This window comes from Rhodococcus gordoniae, from assembly GCF_001646655.1.
GTDB lineage: Bacteria > Actinomycetota > Actinomycetes > Mycobacteriales > Mycobacteriaceae > Rhodococcus > Rhodococcus gordoniae.
This window is the reverse complement of sequence record NZ_LPZN01000048.1, coordinates 18,063-37,661: the sequence shown is the minus strand read 5'-3', so window position 1 is coordinate 37,661 and position 19,599 is coordinate 18,063. Positions and strand designations below refer to the sequence as shown.

19 protein-coding genes and 1 pseudogene are annotated in these 19,599 nt (G+C 68.1%); 10 read left to right on the top strand and 10 right to left on the bottom strand.

Annotated features, from left to right (window positions below; translation table 11 throughout):
• The first annotated feature begins 107 nt into the window (after positions 1 to 107).
• Positions 108 to 1,691, top strand: coding sequence for an alpha/beta hydrolase (locus A8G18_RS16910; RefSeq protein WP_064064799.1), 1,584 nt, complete (start codon positions 108 to 110; stop codon positions 1,689 to 1,691).
• Positions 1,692 to 1,727: 36 nt separating this feature from the next.
• Here the strand turns inward: A8G18_RS16910 and A8G18_RS16905 are convergent, their stop codons facing one another.
• The 4 genes from A8G18_RS16905 to A8G18_RS16890 form a co-directional block, all read right to left on the bottom strand.
• Positions 1,728 to 2,429: a DUF6928 family protein gene (locus tag A8G18_RS16905; protein WP_064064768.1), complete on the bottom strand. Its 702-nt coding sequence runs from the start codon at positions 2,427 to 2,429 to the stop codon at positions 1,728 to 1,730.
• Between the two features lie 14 nt (positions 2,430 to 2,443).
• On the bottom strand, positions 2,444 to 3,298 hold the full coding sequence (gene sepH / locus A8G18_RS16900; RefSeq protein ID WP_165369252.1) for a septation protein SepH: 855 nt from the start codon (positions 3,296 to 3,298) through the stop codon (positions 2,444 to 2,446).
• Positions 3,299 to 3,519: 221 nt separating this feature from the next.
• On the bottom strand, positions 3,520 to 4,641 hold the full coding sequence (serC, locus tag A8G18_RS16895) for a phosphoserine transaminase (RefSeq protein ID WP_016932820.1): 1,122 nt from the start codon (positions 4,639 to 4,641) through the stop codon (positions 3,520 to 3,522).
• A 103-nt stretch (positions 4,642 to 4,744) separates the two neighbouring features.
• Positions 4,745 to 5,872 carry a citrate synthase 2 gene (locus tag A8G18_RS16890; protein WP_064064766.1) on the bottom strand — a complete coding sequence of 376 codons (1,128 nt, stop codon included), beginning with the start codon at positions 5,870 to 5,872 and terminating at the stop codon, positions 4,745 to 4,747.
• 183 nt (positions 5,873 to 6,055) lie between these two features.
• Between A8G18_RS16890 and pdxH the strand changes: the two genes are divergently transcribed.
• From pdxH to A8G18_RS23445, 5 genes and pseudogenes are all read left to right on the top strand, one after another.
• Positions 6,056 to 6,742, top strand: coding sequence for a pyridoxamine 5'-phosphate oxidase (gene pdxH / locus A8G18_RS16885; protein ID WP_165369259.1), 687 nt, complete (start codon positions 6,056 to 6,058; stop codon positions 6,740 to 6,742).
• The gene (locus tag A8G18_RS16880) at positions 6,739 to 8,007 is read left to right on the top strand and encodes an MFS transporter (protein WP_064064764.1); all 1,269 of its coding nucleotides are present in this window, start codon (positions 6,739 to 6,741) and stop codon (positions 8,005 to 8,007) included. The genes pdxH and A8G18_RS16880 overlap by 4 nt, the downstream gene beginning before the upstream one ends.
• A gap of 621 nt (positions 8,008 to 8,628) precedes the next feature.
• On the top strand, positions 8,629 to 9,927 hold the full coding sequence (locus tag A8G18_RS16875; RefSeq protein ID WP_016933032.1) for a citrate synthase: 1,299 nt from the start codon (positions 8,629 to 8,631) through the stop codon (positions 9,925 to 9,927).
• Between the two features lie 49 nt (positions 9,928 to 9,976).
• Positions 9,977 to 10,327 (top strand): annotated as a pseudogene (locus tag A8G18_RS23450) (FKBP-type peptidyl-prolyl cis-trans isomerase); the annotation flags it as partial.
• Positions 10,304 to 10,699 (top strand): FKBP-type peptidyl-prolyl cis-trans isomerase, encoded by a 396-nt coding sequence (locus A8G18_RS23445; protein ID WP_232284705.1) that lies wholly within the window; start codon positions 10,304 to 10,306, stop codon positions 10,697 to 10,699. The pseudogene A8G18_RS23450 and the gene A8G18_RS23445, both read left to right, overlap by 24 nt.
• Before the next feature lie 87 nt (positions 10,700 to 10,786).
• Here the strand turns inward: A8G18_RS23445 and A8G18_RS16865 are convergent, their stop codons facing one another.
• Complete coding sequence (locus A8G18_RS16865) at positions 10,787 to 11,482, bottom strand: TetR/AcrR family transcriptional regulator (protein WP_064064798.1); 696 nt, start codon at positions 11,480 to 11,482, stop codon at positions 10,787 to 10,789.
• 77 nt (positions 11,483 to 11,559) lie between these two features.
• On the opposite strand from A8G18_RS16865, the gene A8G18_RS16860 reads away from it, so the two are divergent.
• Positions 11,560 to 13,359 carry an acyl-CoA dehydrogenase gene (locus A8G18_RS16860; protein ID WP_064064763.1) on the top strand — a complete coding sequence of 600 codons (1,800 nt, stop codon included), beginning with the start codon at positions 11,560 to 11,562 and terminating at the stop codon, positions 13,357 to 13,359.
• Here the strand turns inward: A8G18_RS16860 and A8G18_RS16855 are convergent.
• Genes A8G18_RS16855 through A8G18_RS16840 form a run of 4 tightly spaced genes read right to left on the bottom strand, consistent with a single transcriptional unit; the run spans position 13,342 to position 15,703 of the window.
• The gene (locus A8G18_RS16855) at positions 13,342 to 13,854 is read right to left on the bottom strand and encodes a hypothetical protein (protein WP_026003041.1); all 513 of its coding nucleotides are present in this window, start codon (positions 13,852 to 13,854) and stop codon (positions 13,342 to 13,344) included. The genes A8G18_RS16860 and A8G18_RS16855 overlap by 18 nt on opposite strands.
• Positions 13,855 to 13,898: 44 nt before the next feature.
• Positions 13,899 to 14,390, bottom strand: a complete 492-nt coding sequence (locus A8G18_RS16850) for a CinA family protein (protein WP_016933027.1) — start codon at positions 14,388 to 14,390, stop codon at positions 13,899 to 13,901.
• Positions 14,380 to 15,156 carry a pyrimidine reductase family protein gene (locus A8G18_RS16845; protein WP_016933026.1) on the bottom strand — a complete coding sequence of 259 codons (777 nt, stop codon included), beginning with the start codon at positions 15,154 to 15,156 and terminating at the stop codon, positions 14,380 to 14,382. Before A8G18_RS16845 ends, A8G18_RS16850 begins: the two co-directional genes overlap by 11 nt.
• Positions 15,157 to 15,193: 37 nt before the next feature.
• Positions 15,194 to 15,703, bottom strand: coding sequence for a flavin reductase family protein (locus A8G18_RS16840; protein ID WP_016933025.1), 510 nt, complete (start codon positions 15,701 to 15,703; stop codon positions 15,194 to 15,196).
• A 99-nt stretch (positions 15,704 to 15,802) separates the two neighbouring features.
• Between A8G18_RS16840 and A8G18_RS16835 the strand changes: the two genes are divergently transcribed.
• Genes A8G18_RS16835 through A8G18_RS16825 form a run of 3 tightly spaced genes read left to right on the top strand, consistent with a single transcriptional unit; the run spans position 15,803 to position 17,585 of the window.
• Positions 15,803 to 16,924: a YihY/virulence factor BrkB family protein gene (locus tag A8G18_RS16835; RefSeq protein WP_016933024.1), complete on the top strand. Its 1,122-nt coding sequence runs from the start codon at positions 15,803 to 15,805 to the stop codon at positions 16,922 to 16,924.
• Entirely contained in the window at positions 16,921 to 17,346 is a 426-nt protein-coding gene (locus tag A8G18_RS16830) for a phage holin family protein (protein ID WP_016933023.1), read from the top strand. The genes A8G18_RS16835 and A8G18_RS16830 overlap by 4 nt, the downstream gene beginning before the upstream one ends.
• Positions 17,343 to 17,585, top strand: a complete 243-nt coding sequence (locus A8G18_RS16825; protein ID WP_016933022.1) for a DUF3618 domain-containing protein — start codon at positions 17,343 to 17,345, stop codon at positions 17,583 to 17,585. Before A8G18_RS16830 ends, A8G18_RS16825 begins: the two co-directional genes overlap by 4 nt.
• Positions 17,586 to 17,668: 83 nt before the next feature.
• On the opposite strand, the gene A8G18_RS16820 is transcribed toward A8G18_RS16825, so the two are convergent.
• Positions 17,669 to 19,561, bottom strand: a complete 1,893-nt coding sequence (locus tag A8G18_RS16820; protein ID WP_064064762.1) for a propionyl-CoA synthetase — start codon at positions 19,559 to 19,561, stop codon at positions 17,669 to 17,671.
• Positions 19,562 to 19,599: the final 38 nt, after the last annotated feature.

Sequence of the window (19,599 nt, the reverse complement as noted above, 5' to 3'; positions counted from 1 at the left end):
GCGTTCGGGGCGGACCGGTCGGGAACATCACGACCGAGTCCGGCGCTTCCCGTTCGCAGCGACGACGGAGTGCACTGCATCTCACGCTTCCCGGGTGTTGGGGTGCAGTGCTTTTCGCATGTTTGTCCTTCACCCCGTCGTTGCTTCCGCGCGGTGGGATCCTGCAGGGGATGATCTGCGGGATCACTGCCGCGATCGGATACGGCCTCGGGGTGCTCCTCGCGTTCGTGTGGCGCGCGTTCGCCGACCGGCCTCCTCGGTCTCCCAAGGCTGCGTCGTGGTGGATCTTCGGAGTCTGCGGGGCGGTCCTCTTCGCGGTCTTCTTCGGGCTCGGCCAGTACTGGCAGCACGAAATCCGATCTCTGATGGGGATTTCCGAATACGATCTCGTGTTCACGGTGCTCTCGCCGGTCATCGCGGTACTGGTGTTCGGCCTCCTCCTGGCGATCGGACGCGGTATTCGCGGTCTGTATCGCTGGGCGGCGAAGACGCTCGACCGGTGGATCGGGCAGCGAGCGGCGAACGTCGTGGGATGGGTGCTCGTCGCCGGCCTGGTGTACGCGCTCGTCTCCGGCGTGCTGCTCGCAGGTTTCATCGACGTCGCCAACACGGCGTTCTCGGCACGGGACACGAAGACCGAGGAAGGTGTGCAGCAACCGACGACCGCGCTACGCTCCGGCGGACCGGATTCGGTGGTGCCGTGGGATTCCCTGGGGTGGCAGGGGCGGATCTTCGTCGGGCAGGGTCCGTCCACCGAGCAGATCGGCCGGTTCACCGAAGGTCCTGCCCTCGAACCGATCCGGATCTACGCCGGTCTGGCGTCGTCCGAGGACACCGAGACGCGAGCGGCGCTGGCGGTCGAAGACCTCACGCGGGCAGGCGGATTCGAACGCCGGAATCTGGTGGTGGTGACGACGACCGGAAGTGGATGGGTGGACCCGGCCCTGGTGGACTCCGTCGAGTACCTCACCGGCGGCGATGTCGCGACCGTTGCCATCCAGTACTCCTACCTGCCTTCGTGGATCTCCTATCTGGTCGACCAGTCGAAGGCGAGGGAAGCCGGACGCGATCTGTTCGACGCGGTCTACGACGTCTGGTCCAAGCTTCCTCAGGACGCCCGCCCCCGATTGTTCGTGGCAGGTGAGAGTCTCGGTTCGTTCGGTGGGGAGACGGCCTTCAGCGGCGAGTACGACCTGCGCAATCGGACGGCGGGTACGGTGTTCGCCGGTCCTCCGAACTTCAACGTCCTCTTCCGGGAGTTCAGTGATCGCCGGGACGAGGGCAGCCCGGAGGTCGAGCCGGTCTTCCGGGACGGTCGCACGGTGCGATTCACGAACGACCCGCAGACGGGTATTCCTCCCGACGGCGCTCCGTGGGAGGGAAGTCGGGTGCTGTATCTGATGCATCCGTCGGACCCGATCGTGTGGTGGAGTCCGCGTCTGATCACGAGCGAACCGGATTGGATCGGTGAAGCCCCCGGTCGCGACGTGCTCGAGGACATGGTGTGGATACCGTTCGTGACCTTCTGGCAGATCACGGCAGATCTGCCCTTCTCCACGGGTGTGCCGGCCGGTCACGGCCACAAGTACAGCACCGAGTACGTGGACGCCTGGGCCATCGTCCTCCAGTCCCCGGACATCACGTCCGAGGACGTCGACTCCCTGAAAACCACTATCTCAGAAGGAGAGTGAACAGACCGGTGGAGAATCCGGGGTAGGGGCGGGAGGTCAACGCGCCACGAGGCGCCGCCACCAGCCGGTCTTCGGAGCCGGGGCGGTGACCTGCGGGACCGGGGTGCGCAGCGTGAAACTCCACGTCTCGATCTCGCGCGGGTCCGGTTCGTCGTGGCGACGCCCGACGTAGCGGAATCCGAGCCATGCGCCGTGCGCCTCCTCGACGAGCTTGCGGGGGTGGAAAGGCAGGGACTCCGGGGGCGGTGGGATGTTCGGCGGCCAGCGGAGCGGATGGTCACCCGCCCAGAACGGCCGTTCCCACACGAACGGCAGGCCCTCGTCCTCGAAGAACTCGACCGTGCTCGCCCCGAAACTGCGTCGCAGCCTGCCGCACTCCCACACGGCGAACGATCCCCACGCGCCGGCCGGATCGGAGGCCAGCAGGCAGGTGTGTTCCGCGGCGGGCGTACGCAACCACATCGAGGGAAGCTCCGATGGGTGGCGCAGTGCGAATCGGCGGCTCGACACGACCGTCACGCCGGGATAGCTGCCGACCCAGAACCGTTCGACCGAATCCGCCGTATCGTCTCGACCGACCTCGGTCAGCGGAACCCGCACCCCGGGATCGACCTGAACGTCGGGGAACATGCGCGACAGAAGTGCCTGCGCCGCATCACGATCCGGGGAGAACTCGCGCAGGACCGCGGCAGGATCGGGTGCGTCGACGTACCAGAGCGTCGACACCGTCGCCGACATCGCCGACGTCTTCCTCAGACGCGTCCGTTACTGCGCACACCGAGCAACACGTCGTCCCACGAGGGGAGGGCCGGCTTGCCGCGCTTGTCCTTCGCGGGGGCCTGTGGTGCCTCGTCGCCCACGGTGGCGGCAACGGCAGCCTCCTCTGCAGCGGTCGGCTCGGGAGCCGGTTCTTCGGCAGCGGGGGACTCCAGTGCGATCGGGGCGTGACGTTCGGCGTTCTCGGCCTCGGTGGAATCGTCGACGTCGCGCGCCGAGTAGACCGGGGTCAGGTAGCGCAAAGGACGACCGCAATCGGGATCCACCAGATCGGCCGCGATGTCGTCGAGAGCGGTGATCGTGCCACCGTGCGCATCGGGCTGGTACCGCCAGTGGGCCCGGTTCGTGGAACGACCGGCGTGCCACCGCAACTGCGCGACCCAGAATCCGTCGTCGTCGCGCCAGGCATCCCATTCGGCCTCGTCGAGGCTGTGCCCACGGGCGCGGAAGGCATGCGTGACGATGTCGAGCAGGGTTTCGACAGCAGGTCCGTCGGGTCGGACCGGGTGACCCTTCTTGGCCATGTCGGCGGCCCGGGACCGTTCGAGCAGAACGGGATAGGCGAACCGTTCGACCTTGGCGACGGGGATGCCCGCCTCGTCGGCCACCTGTTCGACCGAGGCGCCGCCGCGGATGCGGGCCTGGATCTCGCGAGGACGGAGCTGGCTGGTCGTCTCGATCTGGATCTGGCCGAGACGGGCCAGATCCCCGCGAGCGGCTGCGCGCAGGGTGTCGTCGACGGGAATGCGGAACTTGTCCCCCGTCGTGGGATCGGCGAGCACCACATGCTTAGCATCGGGCTCGAGACCGACCACTCGAAGCTCTCGCACCTTGACCTCCTCGCGCCGATCGCGATTGACCCGCCCGACTGTAACCGACCGCGATATTTTTCGTGGCCGGACACGCCGCGCCACGCCGAGTGGCATCGCAAGAAATCCGACGCGGCGCGTTATCGTCCAGGGTTCGCCGAAATGTCTCGATGCGAGGTCGAGACTCGAACGACAGCGGGGCCGGGTCCGATCCCGGACCCGGCCCCGCTTCGCGAGCGTGCTCAGAGCTGGGAGACGACCCAGTCGATGCTCTTGGTCAGCTGCGAGACGTCCTCGGGATCGATGGCCGGGAACATGCCGACGCGCAGCTGGTTGCGGCCGAGCTTGCGGTAGGGCTCGGTGTCGACGATGCCGTTGGCGCGCAGGATCTTCGCGACCTGGGCTGCGTCGACCGACTCGGCGAAGTCGATGGTGCCCACGACCTGCGAACGCAGTGCCGGATCGGCGACGAACGGGGTCGCGTACTCGGATGCCTCGGCCCACTCGTACAGGCGCGCGGACGAATCCTTCGTGCGGGCGACCGCCCAGTCGAGCCCGCCGTTGCCGTTCATCCACTCGATCTGGTTGGCGAACAGCAGCAGGGTGGCCAGCGCCGGGGTGTTGTACGTCTGGTCCTTGCTGCTGTTGTCCACCGCGATCGGCAGCGACAGGAACTCGGGGGTGAAACGACCCGACTCCTTGATCTCCGCGACACGCTCGAGCGCAGCCGGGCTCATCAGCGCGATCCACAGACCACCGTCGGCGGCGAAGCACTTCTGCGGAGCGAAGTAGTACACGTCGGCGTCGGCGATGTTCACCGGCAGGCCGCCGGCACCCGAGGTCGCGTCGATCGCGATCAGGGCGTTGTCGGAACCGGCAGGGCGCTGCACGGGAACCGCGACACCCGTCGAGGTCTCGTTGTGCGCCCAGCCGATGAGGTCGGCCGACGCGTCGGCGACGATCTCGGGGGCCGAACCGGGCTCCGAACCCACGACGATCGGGTCGCCGATGAACGGGTTCTTCTTCGCGACGGTCGCGAACTTCGACGAGAACTCGCCGTAGGTGAAGTGCTGCGAACGCTCCCGGATCAGACCGAACGCCGCGGCATCCCAGAAGGCGGTGGTGCCACCGTTGCCGAGGACGACCTCGTAACCCTCCGGCAGGGAGAACAGGTCGCGCAGACCCGAGCGGACACGGGCGACGACGTCCTTGACCGGCTTCTGCCGGTGGCTGGTGCCGAACACCGAAGCGCCGACATCGACCAGCGACTGCAGCTGCTCGGGACGAACCTTGGAGGGGCCGCAGCCGAAGCGGCCGTCTGCGGGCTTCAGGTCGGCGGGAATGATCGGTGACGCGTCTGCCATCGGAATGCGTGTCCTAAGAGTCGAGGGACATGGTGCACAGGTAGTCTAGACCGCCTCCTCGGAGCCCCGGCCGGGCGCTGGTCGGGCCCGGCCGGGGGAGGGGTCAACGGTGTGCGATCGAGTCCCAGCCCGTGACCTCCGAGGCAGGTCGCGGATCCGGGCCTGTGTAGATCGCCGCGGGACGCACCAGCTTGCCCAGGCGCTTCTGCTCGAGGATGTGCGCGCACCAGCCGGCGGTGCGCCCGCAGGTGAACATCGCAGGCATCATCGCCGCAGGGACCTCCGCGAAATCGAGGATCACCGCGGCCCAGAACTCGACGTTGGTCTCGATCGCGCGGTCGGGGCGACGCTCGCGCAGTTCGGCCAGCGCGGCCTGCTCGAGCGCGGCCGCGGCCTCGAAGCGGGGAGCGTCGAGCCGCTTCGCGGTGCTGCGCAGCACCCGGGCGCGGGGGTCCTCGGCGCGGTAGACACGGTGACCGAAGCCCATGAGCTTCTCCTTGCGGTCGAGGATGCCCTTGACCAGTCCGCGCGGATCGCCGGTGCGTTCGGTCTCCTCGATCATCGGCAGCACGCGGGCCGGGGCGCCGCCGTGCAGCGGCCCGGACATCGCGCCGACGGCGCCGGAGAGCGATGCGGCCGCGTCGGCGCCGGTGGAGGCGATGACCCGGGCGGTGAACGTCGAGGCGTTCATGCCGTGCTCGGCCGCCGACACCCAGTAGGCGTCGATCGCCTCGACGTGCTTGGGATCGGGATCGCCCTTCCAGCGCACCATGAAACGCTCCGTGACGGTGCTCGCCTCGTCGATGCGCTGCTGCGGCACGGCGGGCTGATAGATGCCGCGGGCCGATTGGGCCACATAGGACAGGGCCATCACCGCGGCACGCGCGAGATTGTCGCGGGCCGTGGCGTCGTCGATGTCGAGCAGCGGACGGAAACCCCAGATGGGTGCGAGCATCGCCAGCCCCGCCTGGACGTCGACACGCACGTCGCCGGTGTGGATCGGGAGGGGGAACGGCTCGGCCGGGTACAGGCCGCGACCGAACTCGCCGTCGACGAGCAGAGCCCACACGTCGCCGAGGGTGACTCCCTTCTCGACGAGTTCTTCGATGTCGACCCCGCGATAGCGCAGTGCGCCACCGTCCTTGTCGGGCTCGGCGATGTCGCTCGTGAAGGCGACCACGCCTTCGAGTCCTGCGACGAAATCCTCGGGAACTGACGTGCGCATTGCCATGACGGTTGGGCTCTCCTCATTCGAGCACGGCCCGGTCCGAGCCGCGCTGCCGGTGGAATGAGGTCACCGCCAGGTGTGATCGGCACCCCACTCGGGTCGTCGTGAAAACTGTAGTCCTCGTGGTCCGAGCGCCGCCTTCCGGATGCCGGAGTACCGTCGTCGTTCGTGCCGTCCGATACACCGTTGCCGCGCCCCGAGGGAGACGACCTCGCGCGTATGCGTGTCGACTACAGCCCGGCCGGGCCGACCGACGAGTCCCCCGCCGACCGCGATCTCACCCCGGACGATGTCGCCGGAGGCTGGCTTCCGCTGTTGCGTACGTGGTTTGCGGACGCGGTCGCCACCGCTGTGCCCGAACCCAATGCGATGGTGCTCGCGACCGTCGACGAGCAGGGCCACCCGGCGACCCGCACCGTGCTGTGCAAGAAGATCGACGCCGACGGCCTGACCTTCTTCACGAACTTCGAGTCCGACAAGGGCCGCCATCTGGCCGGGCATCCCTACGCTTCGGCCACCTTCCTGTGGCTGCCGGTCTACCGGCAGGTGACGGTCCGCGGACCGGTCGTCCGCGTGCCCGACGATCAGACGCTCGCGTACTGGCACACCCGTCCGCGCGGATCACGACTCGGCGCGTGGGCGTCGCAACAGTCACGGCCGGTGGGGGAGCGGGCCGATCTCGAGCACGCCCTCGTCGAGGCCGCCGAGCGGTACGACCTCGACGACGACATCCCGGTGCCGCCGTTCTGGGGCGGCTTCCGGATCGTGCCGGAGTCGGTCGAGTTCTGGCAGGGCCGACCCAATCGGTTGCACAACAGGATCCGGACCCGCTCGGTCGACGGTCGCTGGGTCACCGAGCGCCTGCAACCGTGAGGCGGTTGCTCGCCGACACCACACCCCTGCGCACCAAGGATTACGCCCGGCTGTGGTGGGCCGGGATCGTTACCGTCATCGGCGCCCAGATGGCCGTGGTCGCCGTGCCGCAGCAGATCTACGAGATCACCCGCAATTCGGCATATGTGGGCCTGACCGGTGTCTTCGGGCTGGTTCCCCTCGTGGTCTTCGGACTGTGGGGCGGAGCCCTCGCCGACGCCATGGATCGCCGGAAGCTGCTCCTGATCACCTCCGCCGGACTCGGTGCCACGTCCCTGTTGCTGTGGGTGCAGGCGGCGAGCGGACTGGACAACGTGTGGATCCTGCTGTGTCTGTTCTCGGTGCAGCAGGCGTTCTTCGCCGTCAACCAGCCGACCCGCGCGGCGATCATCCCGCGGTTGCTGCCGACGGGGCAGATCGCGGCGGCCACCTCGCTGAACATGACGGTGGTGCAGTTCGGTGCCATCGCCGGGCCGTTGTTCGCGGGTGCCCTCATCCCCGTCGTGGGTCTGCCCACTCTCTATCTGCTCGACGCGATCTTCCTGCTCGCAACCCTGTGGGCGGTGGTCCGGCTACCGGCGATCCCGCCGCTGGGCGAGGTGACCCGCGCCGGTCTGCGCGCGGTGTTCGACGGCTTCCGGTATCTGTCCGGACAGAAGATCCTGCTGGCGTCGTTCGTCGTCGACATCGTCGCGATGGTGTTCGGGATGCCGCGCGCGCTGTTCCCGCAGATCGCCCACGAATCGTTCGGTGATCCCGCGCAGGGCGGCTTCGCCCTCGGTCTGCTGTTCGCGGCGATGTCGGTGGGCGCGGTGATCGGCGGCGTCTTCTCCGGGTGGTTGCCGCGAGTGCAGCGACAGGGGCTCGCCGTGATCGTGTGCATCGTCCTGTGGGGCGTGGCGATGGTGGGTTTCGGTGCCGCGGTGTGGTGGGCCGAGCCGGGCGGCAGCGGCCTGCTGCTGTGGGTCGCACTGTTCTTCCTGGCCTTCGGCGGTGCGGTCGACATGGTGTCCGCGGCCTTCCGCTCGACGATGCTGCAGACCGTCGCGACCGACGAGATGCGCGGTCGGCTCCAGGGTGTGTTCATCGTGGTCGTCGCGGGCGGGCCGCGTATCGGCGACGTGCTCCACGGTGCGGCCGCAGCGGCTGTGGGCACGGCAGTCGCGGCGGCCGGTGGCGGTGTGCTCGTGATCGTCGGCACGGCCGTGTGCGTCGTCGCTTTCCCTGCGTTCGTGCGCTACCGGGTCTCGCGCACCCTCGGGTGACGACAGGTCCACATTCTCGCCGGAAACGACTTCGTCCGGAAGCGGCGCGTGCAACCCGGTGACGGCGATGCGCGGGGTTGCGTCATGCCGATTCGAAACACTCTGCCGCGCAGAATGTTCTGCGCGATGCCGGGCGCTGTTCTCCACCGCCGCTGTTCTGCGCCTCGAAGCGGAAGGGTCCCTCCGAAGGGACGGCGGACGACGCCGGGATGGTGTGGTCGCCCGACGGGCAGCCGGTGATGGCGGCGATCCTGTCGGACTCGACGACCGATGAACCGATGCGCCTCTCGAGGGTGCAGCCGTCGCGCAGGCCACCGCCGCACTCCTCGATGTGCTCCTCGCGGTGCCGTGAGTAGAGTGACCGCGTGGGCGCCGGATACGCGCAGATCCCCGCGTAACGACCTTGGTGAGACTTGGGTAGTATTGCCGCAGGTTATCGGCGTGTGCCGGCCTTGCGGCGCTGTCGCAGAGGGTGCGGGCGAGCGTTCGGAGCCCACATGGACGACATACCGATCGGGGACTTTCGGCGGACCCTGCCTCAGCGCATACCCCGCGCTACGGCTAGGTTCTACGTGAATGTCCGGAAGTTTCTCGTAGGTCTGAGCTTGAGAGGGATCCTTCGTGCCCGCTGAGAATGACACCAACCCCACCCTCAGCTACCCCGGTGGCGAACACACGATGTCGATCGCCAAGGCGACGGAAGGCAATGACGGTATCGAGCTGGGCAAGCTCCTTGCGGCGACCGGGTACACCACCCTGGATCCGGGTTTCGTCAACACCGCCTCCACCAAGTCGGCGATCACGTACATCGACGGTGAGGAGGGCATCCTGCGGTACCGCGGATACCCGATCGAGCAGCTCGCCGAGAAGTCCACGTTCATCGAGGTCAGCTACCTGCTGATCTACGGTGAGCTGCCGACCGCGGAGCAGCTCGAGGTCTTCACCGACAAGATCCGCCGCCACACCCTGCTGCACGAGGATCTCAAGCGGTTCTTCGACGGCTTCCCGCGCAACGCGCACCCGATGCCCGTCGTGTCGAGCGCTGTCAACGCCCTGTCGGCGTACTACCCCGACTCCCTCGACCCGGACGACTCCGAGCAGGTCGAGCTGTCGACGATCCGTCTGCTCGCCAAGCTGCCGACCATCGCGGCCTACGCGTACAAGAAGTCGGTCGGTCAGCCCTTCCTCTACCCCGACAACTCGTTGTCGCTGGTCGAGAACTTCCTGCGCATGACCTTCGGCTTCCCGGCCGAGCCCTACGAGATCGATCCCGAGATCGCGCAGGCGCTCGACATGCTGCTCATCCTGCACGCCGATCACGAGCAGAACTGCTCGACCTCGACGGTGCGTCTCGTCGGCTCGTCCGATGCCAACCTCTTCACGTCCATCTCGGGTGGCATCAACGCGCTGTGGGGCCCGCTGCACGGCGGCGCCAACCAGGCCGTGCTCGAGATGCTCGACGGCATCGCCAAGTCCGAGGGCGACGTCAAGGATTTCGTCCGCAAGGTCAAGAACAAGGAAGACGGCGTGAAGCTCATGGGCTTCGGGCACCGCGTCTACCGTAATTACGACCCACGGGCCGCGATCGTCAAGAAGACCGCCGACCGCATCCTCAAGAAGCTCGGTGCGGGCGACGAACTGCTCGAGATCGCCATGAAGCTCGAAGAGGCCGCGCTGACGGACGACTACTTCATCGAGCGCAAGCTGTACCCGAACGTCGACTTCTACACGGGCCTGATCTACCGTGCGATGGGCTTCCCGGACCGCATGTTCACCGTGCTGTTCGCCCTCGGCCGCCTGCCCGGCTGGATCGCGCACTGGCGTGAGATGCACTCCGACCCGACCCTGAAGATCGGCCGTCCGCGTCAGATCTACACCGGCTACACCGAGCGGCCGTACACGTCCCTCGAGGAGCGCTGACCCTCGTAACGACCGGACATCTCGACCGAATCCCGACGAGGAGACACGCATGACAAAGCCCGAAATCGAGTTCCAGGAGGGCCCCGCTCCCACCCAGTTGGTCATCAAGGACCTGGTGGTCGGCGACGGTGCCGAGGCGGAACCCGGATCGAAGGTCGAAGTCCACTACGTCGGGGTCGAGTTCGATTCCGGTGAGGAGTTCGACTCGTCGTGGAGCCGCGGTGAGTCCATCACCTTCCCCCTGTCCGGCCTGATCGCCGGCTGGCAGGAAGGCATCCCGGGCATGAAGGTCGGCGGGCGTCGCCAGCTGACCATCCCGCCGGAGCTCGCCTACGGTCCGGCCGGATCGGGACACCGCATGTCCGGCAAGACCCTCGTGTTCATCATCGACCTGCTCGCCGTGCAGGTGCCGCCGGAGGTTCCGACGATCGAGCCGGCGACCGGCCCTGCGCCCGCCGATCTCGTGATCGAGGACATCACGATCGGTGACGGCGACGAGGCCCAGCCGGGCGGCGTGGTCGATGTGCACTACCACGGTGTGGAGTACGAGACCAACGAGGTGTTCGACTCGTCGTTCGCTCGTGGCGACTCCGCCCGGTTCCCGCTGGGACGGCTGATCCCGGGTTGGCAGGAGGGCATTCCGGGCATGCGCGTCGGTGGACGTCGCAAGCTCACGGTGCCCCCGCAGCTCGCGTACGGACCGGCCGGTTCCGGGCATCCGCTCGGAGGCAAGACACTGGTCTTCGTGATCGATCTGCTCGGCGTCGGATAACCGCGCCCGCAACGACATTCGAGGCCCGCGACAACGGTGGTCAGACCGATGTCGCGGGCCTCGTCGTCGTTCGGCGGCCGGCCCGGGTCAGTGTGGGGGTGCCCCGAGCATCGACAACGCCAGGTCGACGTAGTGGCGGGCCAGGTCGTCGACGTCCATTCGGCCCGGGCGGTACCACCGGGCGACATCGATTCCCAGCGACAGGACGGCCAGGGCTGCGGTGGGCACGTCGCCGACGCGGAACGCACCGCTGCCGACTCCGGAGGAGATGACCTCGCGGACCACGGCGTCGGTGCGCCGGCGGATCTCGGCGATCTCGCGGTAGTGCTCCTCCGAGAGCGCGTGCAGTTCGTACTGCGCGACGCGGCAGGTCGTGTGGTGCACCGCGTGGATCCGCACGAACCGGTCGACGATCGCGCGCATCCGTTCGACCGGATCGGTGGAGATCGCAGCAGCGCTCTCGACCTCCTCGAGAACGTGGAGGTGTCCGTTGCGACCGGCTTCGAAGAGTACCGCCTCCTTGGACGGGAAGTGCACGTACAGAGCGGCGGGGCTCAGCCCCGCGCCGACGGAGATGTCCCTGGTGGTGGTCGCGTGGTAGCCGCGTCGGGCGAAGGACTCCACGGCGGAGGCGACGAGCCGGCGCGCGACGTCGGATCCGCCGCCCGGAAGGGCGGCGGCGGGGGAATCGACGGTAACGGGCGCGTCGGAGGTCTGCTCGGGTGTGTCGGTCACGGGGTCCGTCCTGCGGGTCGCGGAAAAGGCGTCGTTGACATCATGCACCGGCATTGCTCTACTGAGTGAGCGCTTAGTTCGTTCCTGCTGCGGCCGGATACCCGCGTCGCCCGAAAGGATCCCCGATGCCCTCACCTCTCCTGTCCCGCCGCGATCTGGACTTTCTTCTCTACGACTGGCTCGACGTCGAGTCCCTGACCACGCGGACACGCTTCGCCGACCACTCTCGGGAAACCTTCGACGCCGTATTCGCCCTGAGCGCCGACATCGCCACCAAGCACTTCGCGCCGCACAACAAGAAGGCCGACGCCCAGGAACCCCGCATCGGGGAGGACGGCCGCGTCGAGATCATCCCCGAGGTCAAGGACGCCCTGGAGCTGTTCTCCAAGGCAGGCCTCCTCGCGGGCGGATTCGACGAGGAACACGGCGGGATGCAACTTCCGGTGACGGTGCAGCGCGCGTCGATGGCGTGGTTCCAGGCGGCGAACGCCGGAACCTCCGCCTATCCCTTCCTCACGGCGGCGAACGCGAGCCTGCTCGTCGCGCACGGCAGCGACGAGCAGATCGCCACCTTCGTACCGCCCATGCTCGAGGGGCGCTTCTTCGGCACCATGTGCCTGTCCGAACCCCAGGCAGGTTCCTCGCTCGCCGACATCACCACCAAGGCCGTGCCCGCGGACGACGGCTCCTACCGCCTCACCGGCACCAAGATGTGGATCTCCGGCGGCGATCACGAACTCACCGAGAACATCGTCCACCTCGTCCTCGCCAAGATCCCCGGCGGACCGGACGGGGTGAAGGGCATCTCGCTGTTCATCGTCCCGAAGTTCCTCGTCGAGGCCGACGGCACCCTCGGCGAACGCAACGACGTCGCTCTCGTCGGCCTCAACCACAAGATGGGCAACCGCGGCACCACCAACACCCTGCTCAACTTCGGGGAGGGCGTCCACACGCCCGGCGGAAAGGCCGGTGCGGTCGGCTACCTGCTCGGCGAGCCGCACAAGGGCCTGTCGTACATGTTCCACATGATGAACGAGGCGCGGATCGGCGTCGGCTTCCTTGCCACCTCCCTCGGGTACGCCGGATACCTGCAGTCCCTCGACTACGCCCGCACCCGCACCCAGGGCCGTCCGCTCGGCGCGAAGGATCCGGCCTCACCGCAGGTTCCCCTCGTCGAACACGCCGATGTACGGCGGATGTTGTTGGCGCAGAAGTCGTACGTCGAAGGTGCGCTGGCGTTGGGCTTGTACTGCTCGAAGCTCGTCGACGACCAGCGCACCGCCGAGAGCGAAGCGGCGCGCGCACGCGCCGGTCTGCTGCTGGACCTGCTCACGCCCATCGCGAAGTCCTGGCCGTCGCAGTGGTGCCTCGAGGCCAACAGCCTCGCGATCCAGGTGCTCGGGGGCTACGGCTACACCCGCGAGTTCGACGTCGAACAGTTCTACCGCGACAACCGCCTCAACCCCATTCACGAAGGCACCCACGGTATCCAAGGTTTGGATCTGCTCGGCCGCAAGGTGATCATGCAGGGCGGTGCCGCTCTCGCGCTGCTCGGCGAAACGGTAGGACGGACCATCGCGCAGGCGACACGGGCAGGGGGCGACGCCGCCGCTTACGCGGAACAGCTGGGCGCGGCCGTGGGGCGCGTCGCGGAGACCACCGCGACACTGTGGTCCACCGGCGATCCCGCTGTGGCCCTGGCGAACTCGTCGGTCTATCTGGAAGCCGTCGGACACGTCGTCGTGGCGTGGCTGTGGCTCGAGCAGCTCCTTGCCGTAGGCAACCGCGAGGGCGACTTCTTCGACGGGAAGCGCGCTGCCGCACGCTATTTCTTCCGTTTCGAACTGCCGAGGACCGGCCCGCAGTTCGATCTGCTCGCGAGCCTCGACCGGACGACCCTGGACGTGTCACCGTCGGCTCTGTGACGGTCTCTCCCAGGTCACCGTGAGCGACCCGCCGACCGGTAGCGCATGCCACCGGTCGGCGTAGTCGTCGAAGGTGTCCACGATGCGGTCGACCACCGGTACGACGTCCTTCTCGGAGACATGGGCCGGCAGCCCGTCTGCCAGGCGGCGCCGCGCCTCCCAGACGGGGACGGCGATGCGCGCCAGTTCCTCCGACCTGATCATGTCGGCCTCCGCGCGCGGGGGCATCGCATGCTTCTTCGACCTGCGGCGCCGACCGGCCCGGGTTCGTTCTGCGTCGTCGGCAGGCCAGAACAGGCCGTTGTCGCCGGCGGCCAACTGTCCGTAGACGCCGAGCTCGATGCCCGCCTCCCTCTCGACCAGCAGGTGCACGAGGTCGTGGGGGAGATAGGGGTGACCGCCCGGGCCGTTGCGCGGAGCGAGTTCCGGTCCGGTCTCGCGATGCACCGCGATCTCGTACCCGATGCCGGGACCTTTCGTGAAGACGACGCGCATGGCCGTCACGGTAGGTCCCGCAGGCAGGGGACCGCATCCGATTTTCAGGCGGATGCCCGCTCCACGAGCAACGACAGCGCGTGACGCACCGTCTGTGCGAGCACCTTCTCGGGGTCACCGTCGAAGTGCTGCTCCTCGCTGCGAGTTCCGTCCGGACCGGTCGTCGCGAAACAGACCGTGCCCGGCGGACGGCCGTCCTGCGGATCGGGTCCGCCGGCTCCGCTCACGGCGACGACGATCCCGGCTCCCAGGAGGCGGGAGGTGCTCTCCGCCATCGTGCGCGCCGCGGTCTCGCTGACCACCGGACCTTCGGGTACGTCCAGCAGGCCGTACTTGACCTCGCGCGAGTACGCGACGATGCCGCCGCGGAACCAGTCGGAGCTGCCCTTCGCGGCACCCAGACGGGCTGCGAGCGTGCCGGCGGTGAGCGATTCCGCGCAGCCGAGCGTCAGCTCCTTGTCGGAGGCGAGCTGTGCCAGCTGCTCGATCAACTCGTCGGAGGTGTCCGTCCCCTCCACCACATCGTCATCGGCCATGCGTGTCTCCTTCCAGAGCATCGGTCCGCACCCAGCGGGTGAGCAGGGTGCCGTCGTCGTCGCACACCAGGTGCGCACGTCGCAGGGGGGTCAGGGCAGCCGTCGGTGCGTGCGCGATGCGCCCGGCGTTACCGGCGGCCAGGACCGGCGCCCAGGTCAGACACAGCTCGTCGACGACGCCGTCCTCGATCATGCGGCCGAACAGGCTCGGCCCGCCCTCGCACAGCACGCGGAGCCATCCTGCCTCGCCGATCGCGGCGAGCAGGGAGGGTCCGTCGATCACCGCGTCGGCGATGACGCGTACCTCGCCACCGGCGGCCTCGACCGCGCGCCGGGCGCTCCCGGGGGCACGTGCGGTCGTGAACACCACGGGCGGGATCGTCGTATCGGTGAACAGACGCAGGTCGGGTGGCAGGTCGCACGAGGCGGTCACCACCGCGACCGGGGGTATCGGAGCCAGCCCGGCCTCCTGCCGCCGCGCCCGCAGGGCCTCGCTCGTCCGGGCGCCACCGTAGTTCTCGGCGCGCACCGTGCCCGCACCCACGAGGATCACGTCGGCGAGCTCGCGCAGCAGTCCGAAGACCTTCTTGTCGGAAGGGGAACCGAGGGCGCCCGACCGTCCTTCGACCGCCACGGCGCCGTCGAGCGAGGACACGAAGTTGATCCGCAGCCACGGCCGGGACAGGTCGTCGGGATAGGCGTAGAGCGCGCGCAGCGCCGTGTCGTCCACGTGCTGCGTCGCAGGGGTGCCGTCGAGTCGTCGCATGTCGCCGATCAGATCACTTGCGCTCTACGGATGCACGTCACGCGCCGTGCCCGGCCTCGAGATCGCCCACGGACGCGAAGGTCATGAGGCGGTCCAGGTCGCCGCGGAGCTCGCCGCGTTCGGGTTCGAGGAGAAAACCTCCGTGGTCGCCGGTCGTGAACGTCTCCAGGATCCGGCCGACGAACCAGGCCCGCGGGCCGTCGAGCACGGGCAGGCCGTACGGTCCCTCCCGCCACGAGCAGCGGGCGAACTTGTCGATGTCGTCACCGGTGTGCTCACCGAACAGCGCCGCCAGTTCGCGATCGGCCGGGGTCAGGACGTGTACCGCGAGATGCTTCGCCTTCGACGCCACCCGGTACGTCCGGTTCTTGTCCGACAGCGCCACGAGGAAGCGCGCCGGATCGATCGCGGACTGCGTCGCGAATCCGATCAGGCAGCCGCTGCGTTCCTCACCGTCGAATGCGGTGACGATGAACATCGGGTAGTCGAGCTGCGAGGCGATGTCCGCGAAACCGTCGGCGGATCCTTCGAGTGGGATGTCGGGCATGAGCCGAATCGTACGGCCGTCGCACCGCTGCGGCGGCGCGTTCGGTCCCGGTGCGGTTGTGAGTTTGGTCCGGGTGCGACCGCGGGTACCCGCCGCAGTATGGATGCCGAGCACAGACGTGACGGGTCATCGGGTGCCACCCTCGCACCCGACGATCCGCGCAAACCCGACTCTCCGACCGATCTGTCCAAACCGTCGTGGAAGTATGTGCTGCGCAGGACGATTCGAGAGTTCAGTCGGGATCAGTGCACCGATCTCGCCGCCGCGCTGACCTACTACGCCGTCCTGTCGCTGTTCCCGGCCCTGCTCGTCGTGGTCTCGTTGCTCGGTGTGTTCGGCCAAGGGCAGACGACGGTGGATGCCGTGCTCGGCATGGTCGAAGATCTCGGTCCGTCCTCCGCCGTCGACACGCTCCGAGGGCCGATCGAACAGCTCGTCGCCGCACCGACAGCCGGATTCGCCCTGATCGTCGGTATTCTCGGCGCGCTGTGGTCGGCATCGGGATATGTCGGCGCCTTCGGTCGCGCCATGAACCGGATCTACGAGATCGAAGAGGGGCGGCCCGTCTGGAAACTGCGTCCGCTGATGCTGCTGATCACCGCCGTGGCCCTGGTGGCCGCGGGCGCCACCGCCCTGATGCTCGTGATCAGTGGTCCGGTGGCACGGACGATCGGCGACGTCATCGGCCTCGGCGACACCGCTGTGACGGTATGGAACATCGTCAAGTGGCCCGTGATGCTCGCGCTGGTGGTCATGATCGTCGCTGTGCTGTACTACGCGACACCCAATGTGTCCCAGCCGAAATTCCGCTGGGTCAGCCTCGGATCACTCATCGCGATCCTGGTGTGGATCGTGGCTTCGGTGGGATTCGCCTTCTACGTCTCGAATTTCGGCAGCTACAACAAGACCTACGGATCCCTCGCCGGCGCGGTGATCTTCCTGCTGTGGTTGTGGATCACCAACCTGGCCCTGTTGTTCGGTGCCGAGTTCGACGCCGAGATGGAGCGAGGTCGCCAGCTGCAGGCCGGTATGCCTGCCGAGAAGACACTGCAACTGCCCGAACGTGATTCACGCGCGAGCGAGAAGAACGCCGCCAAGCTCGATGAACTCGTCGAGCACGGGCGGAAACTGCGTGAAGCCCACAGCGGGGACAACTCCTCCGAGGAGGCGACCGACTCCGTGGACCCTCCCCGACCCCCGACAGAAAGGAGTCCGCGATGACGACGCCCGGCGGCAATGCGCGTCCCGTGGCCGAACAACCGAAGAACCTGTCCACGGTCGAACTCACCGAGCGGCTCACCGAACAGGTGTCGACCCTGGTCCGGACCGAGGTCTCACACGCGCTCGAGGAGGTCAAGTCCAAGGGCACCCGTATCGGTGTGGGCGTGGGTATCTCGGGTGCGGGAGCGGTCCTGCTGTTCCTGGGACTGGCGACGCTGATCGCGACGGCCGTGCTCGGCCTCGCCACGGCCGTCGAGCCGTGGCTCGCCGCCCTCATCGTCGCGCTCGTGGTGCTCGCCGTCGGAGGCATCCTCGCGGCGGTCGGTGCCTCGAAGGCGAAGAACGCCGCACCCCCCGTGCCGGAACGCACGGTCGCCAGTGTCCGCGCCGACATCGACGCCGCGAAGGGAGCAACGAAGTGACCGCATCCGACAACGATGGGCGTCCGGAGGACGTGGCCGACATCGAACGTCAACGGGCCGAACTCGCCGCGACCGTCGGCGAACTCACCGACCGACTCGACGTGCCCACGAGGATCAAGCAGTCCGCGGCCGAGCGGGCGGAGGTGGTGCGCACCCGGCCCGACCTGATGGCGGCGGCCGGAGGGGTGCTCGCAGCAGTGATCGTGCTGTTGATCGTGAGGCGCCGACGACGCAGGTGACGCAGGCGTACCCCGGCGGACGGATACTCGTGCTCTGCACCGGGTATCCGTCCGCTGCCGTGTACACCCTCCTTAGCGTGCCGTCAGCCGCCGAGTTGCTGCTTCAGCGCGTCGAGCACCGCCGGATCCTCGATCGTCGACGGCACCGTGTACTCCTCGTGGTCGGCGATCTGCCGCATCGTCTTGCGCAGGATCTTGCCGGAGCGTGTCTTCGGGAGAGCCTGGACCACCGTCACATCGCGGAAGGTCGCGACCGCGCCGATCTGGTCGCGGACCATCGCGACGAGCTCTCGGCGCAGGGTCTCGGGATCGATCTCCACGCCCGCCTTGAGCACTACATAACCCGACGGGCGCTGACCCTTGAGTTCGTCGCGGATGCCCACCACCGCGCATTCGGCGACGGCAGGATGTCCGGCCACCACGGCCTCCATGCTGCCGGTCGAGAGCCGGTGCCCGGCAACGTTGATCACGTCGTCGGAGCGGCCGAGGACGAAGACGTAGCCGTCCTCGTCGATGTACCCGGAATCGCCGGTGAGGTAGTAACCGGGGAATGTGTCGAGGTACGAGCGGCGGTAACGATCCTCGTCCTGCCACAGGCCGGCCAGGGTGCCCGGCGGCAACGGCAGCCGGATGACGATGTTGCCCTCGGTGTTCGGATCGACGAGCCTGCCTTCGCCGTCGACGATCTCGACCCGGTATCCCGGAACGGGGACGGTCGGGGAGCCGGCCTTGAGCGGCATCGCTTCGAGGCCGCGCAGATTGGCGGCGATCGCCCAGCCCGTCTCGGTCTGCCACCAGTGGTCGACCACCGGACGGTCGAGCACCTTCGTCGCCCAGTGGTAGGTGTCGGGGTCGAGGCGTTCACCGGCGGCGAAGAGCGTCCGCAACGAGTCGATGGGGTACTTCTTCAGCTCCTCGGCATTCGGATCGGCCTTGCGCACCGCGCGAATCGCGGTGGGGGCGGTGAACAACGCCTTGACGCCGTTCTCGGCGATGATCCGCCAGAACGCGCCCGCATCGGGTGTGCCGACGGGCTTGCCCTCGTACATCACCGTCGTCGCGCCCACCAGCAGCGGACCGTAGACGATGTAGGAGTGGCCGACCACCCAGCCCACATCGGAGGCGGTCCACCACACGTCGCCCGGGTCGATGTCGTAGATGTTGTGCATCGACCAGGTCAGAGCTACGGCGTGCCCGCCGTTGTCGCGCACCACGCCCTTGGGCTTCCCGGTGGTGCCGGAGGTGTAGAGGATGTAGAGCGGGTCGGTCGCCGCGACCGTCACGGGCTCGGCGGGAGCGGCGTCAACGCAGAGCTCGTCCCAGTCGAACCACGCCGCGGAGGAGGTCTGGTAGTCGGCCGCCGAACCGGGGATCTGCTCACGATCCTTGACGATCACGGTGTGCGGCGGCGTCGGCGACAGACCGATCGCCTGCTCGACGATCGGCAGGTACTCGATCGTGCGGCCCGGTTCGAGACCGCCGGAGGCCGTGACCAGCACGACCGGCTTCGCGTCGTCGATGCGGGTCGCGAGTTCCTTCGCGGCGAACCCACCGAAGACCACCGAGTGCACCGCCCCGATACGGGCGCAGGCGAGCATCGCGATCGCGGCCTCGGGGATCATCGGCATGTAGACGATCACGCGGTCGCCGGCCACGACACCCTGGTCCCGCAGCACCCCGGCGAACGTCGCGACTTCGTCGAGCAGCTCTGCGTAGGTGTAGGTGCGCTTCGCGGGGACCATCGCCGAATCCCAGATCAGCGCCGGGCGGTCGCCGTGCCCCGCGCGCACGTGCCGGTCGAGCGCGTTGACGCTGGTGTTCAGGGCGCCGTCCGGGAACCACCTGTACGACGGTGCCGCCGAGTCGTCGAGAGCTCGCGTCGGCGCGCTCTCCCACTCGACCGCCTGGGCGGCCTCGAGCCAGAATCCCTCGGGATCCTCGGTGCTCCGGCGGAACGCCTCCTCGTACGAGCCCATCGCTTGTGTCCTTCCTCGACGGTAGTTGTGGACCGAAC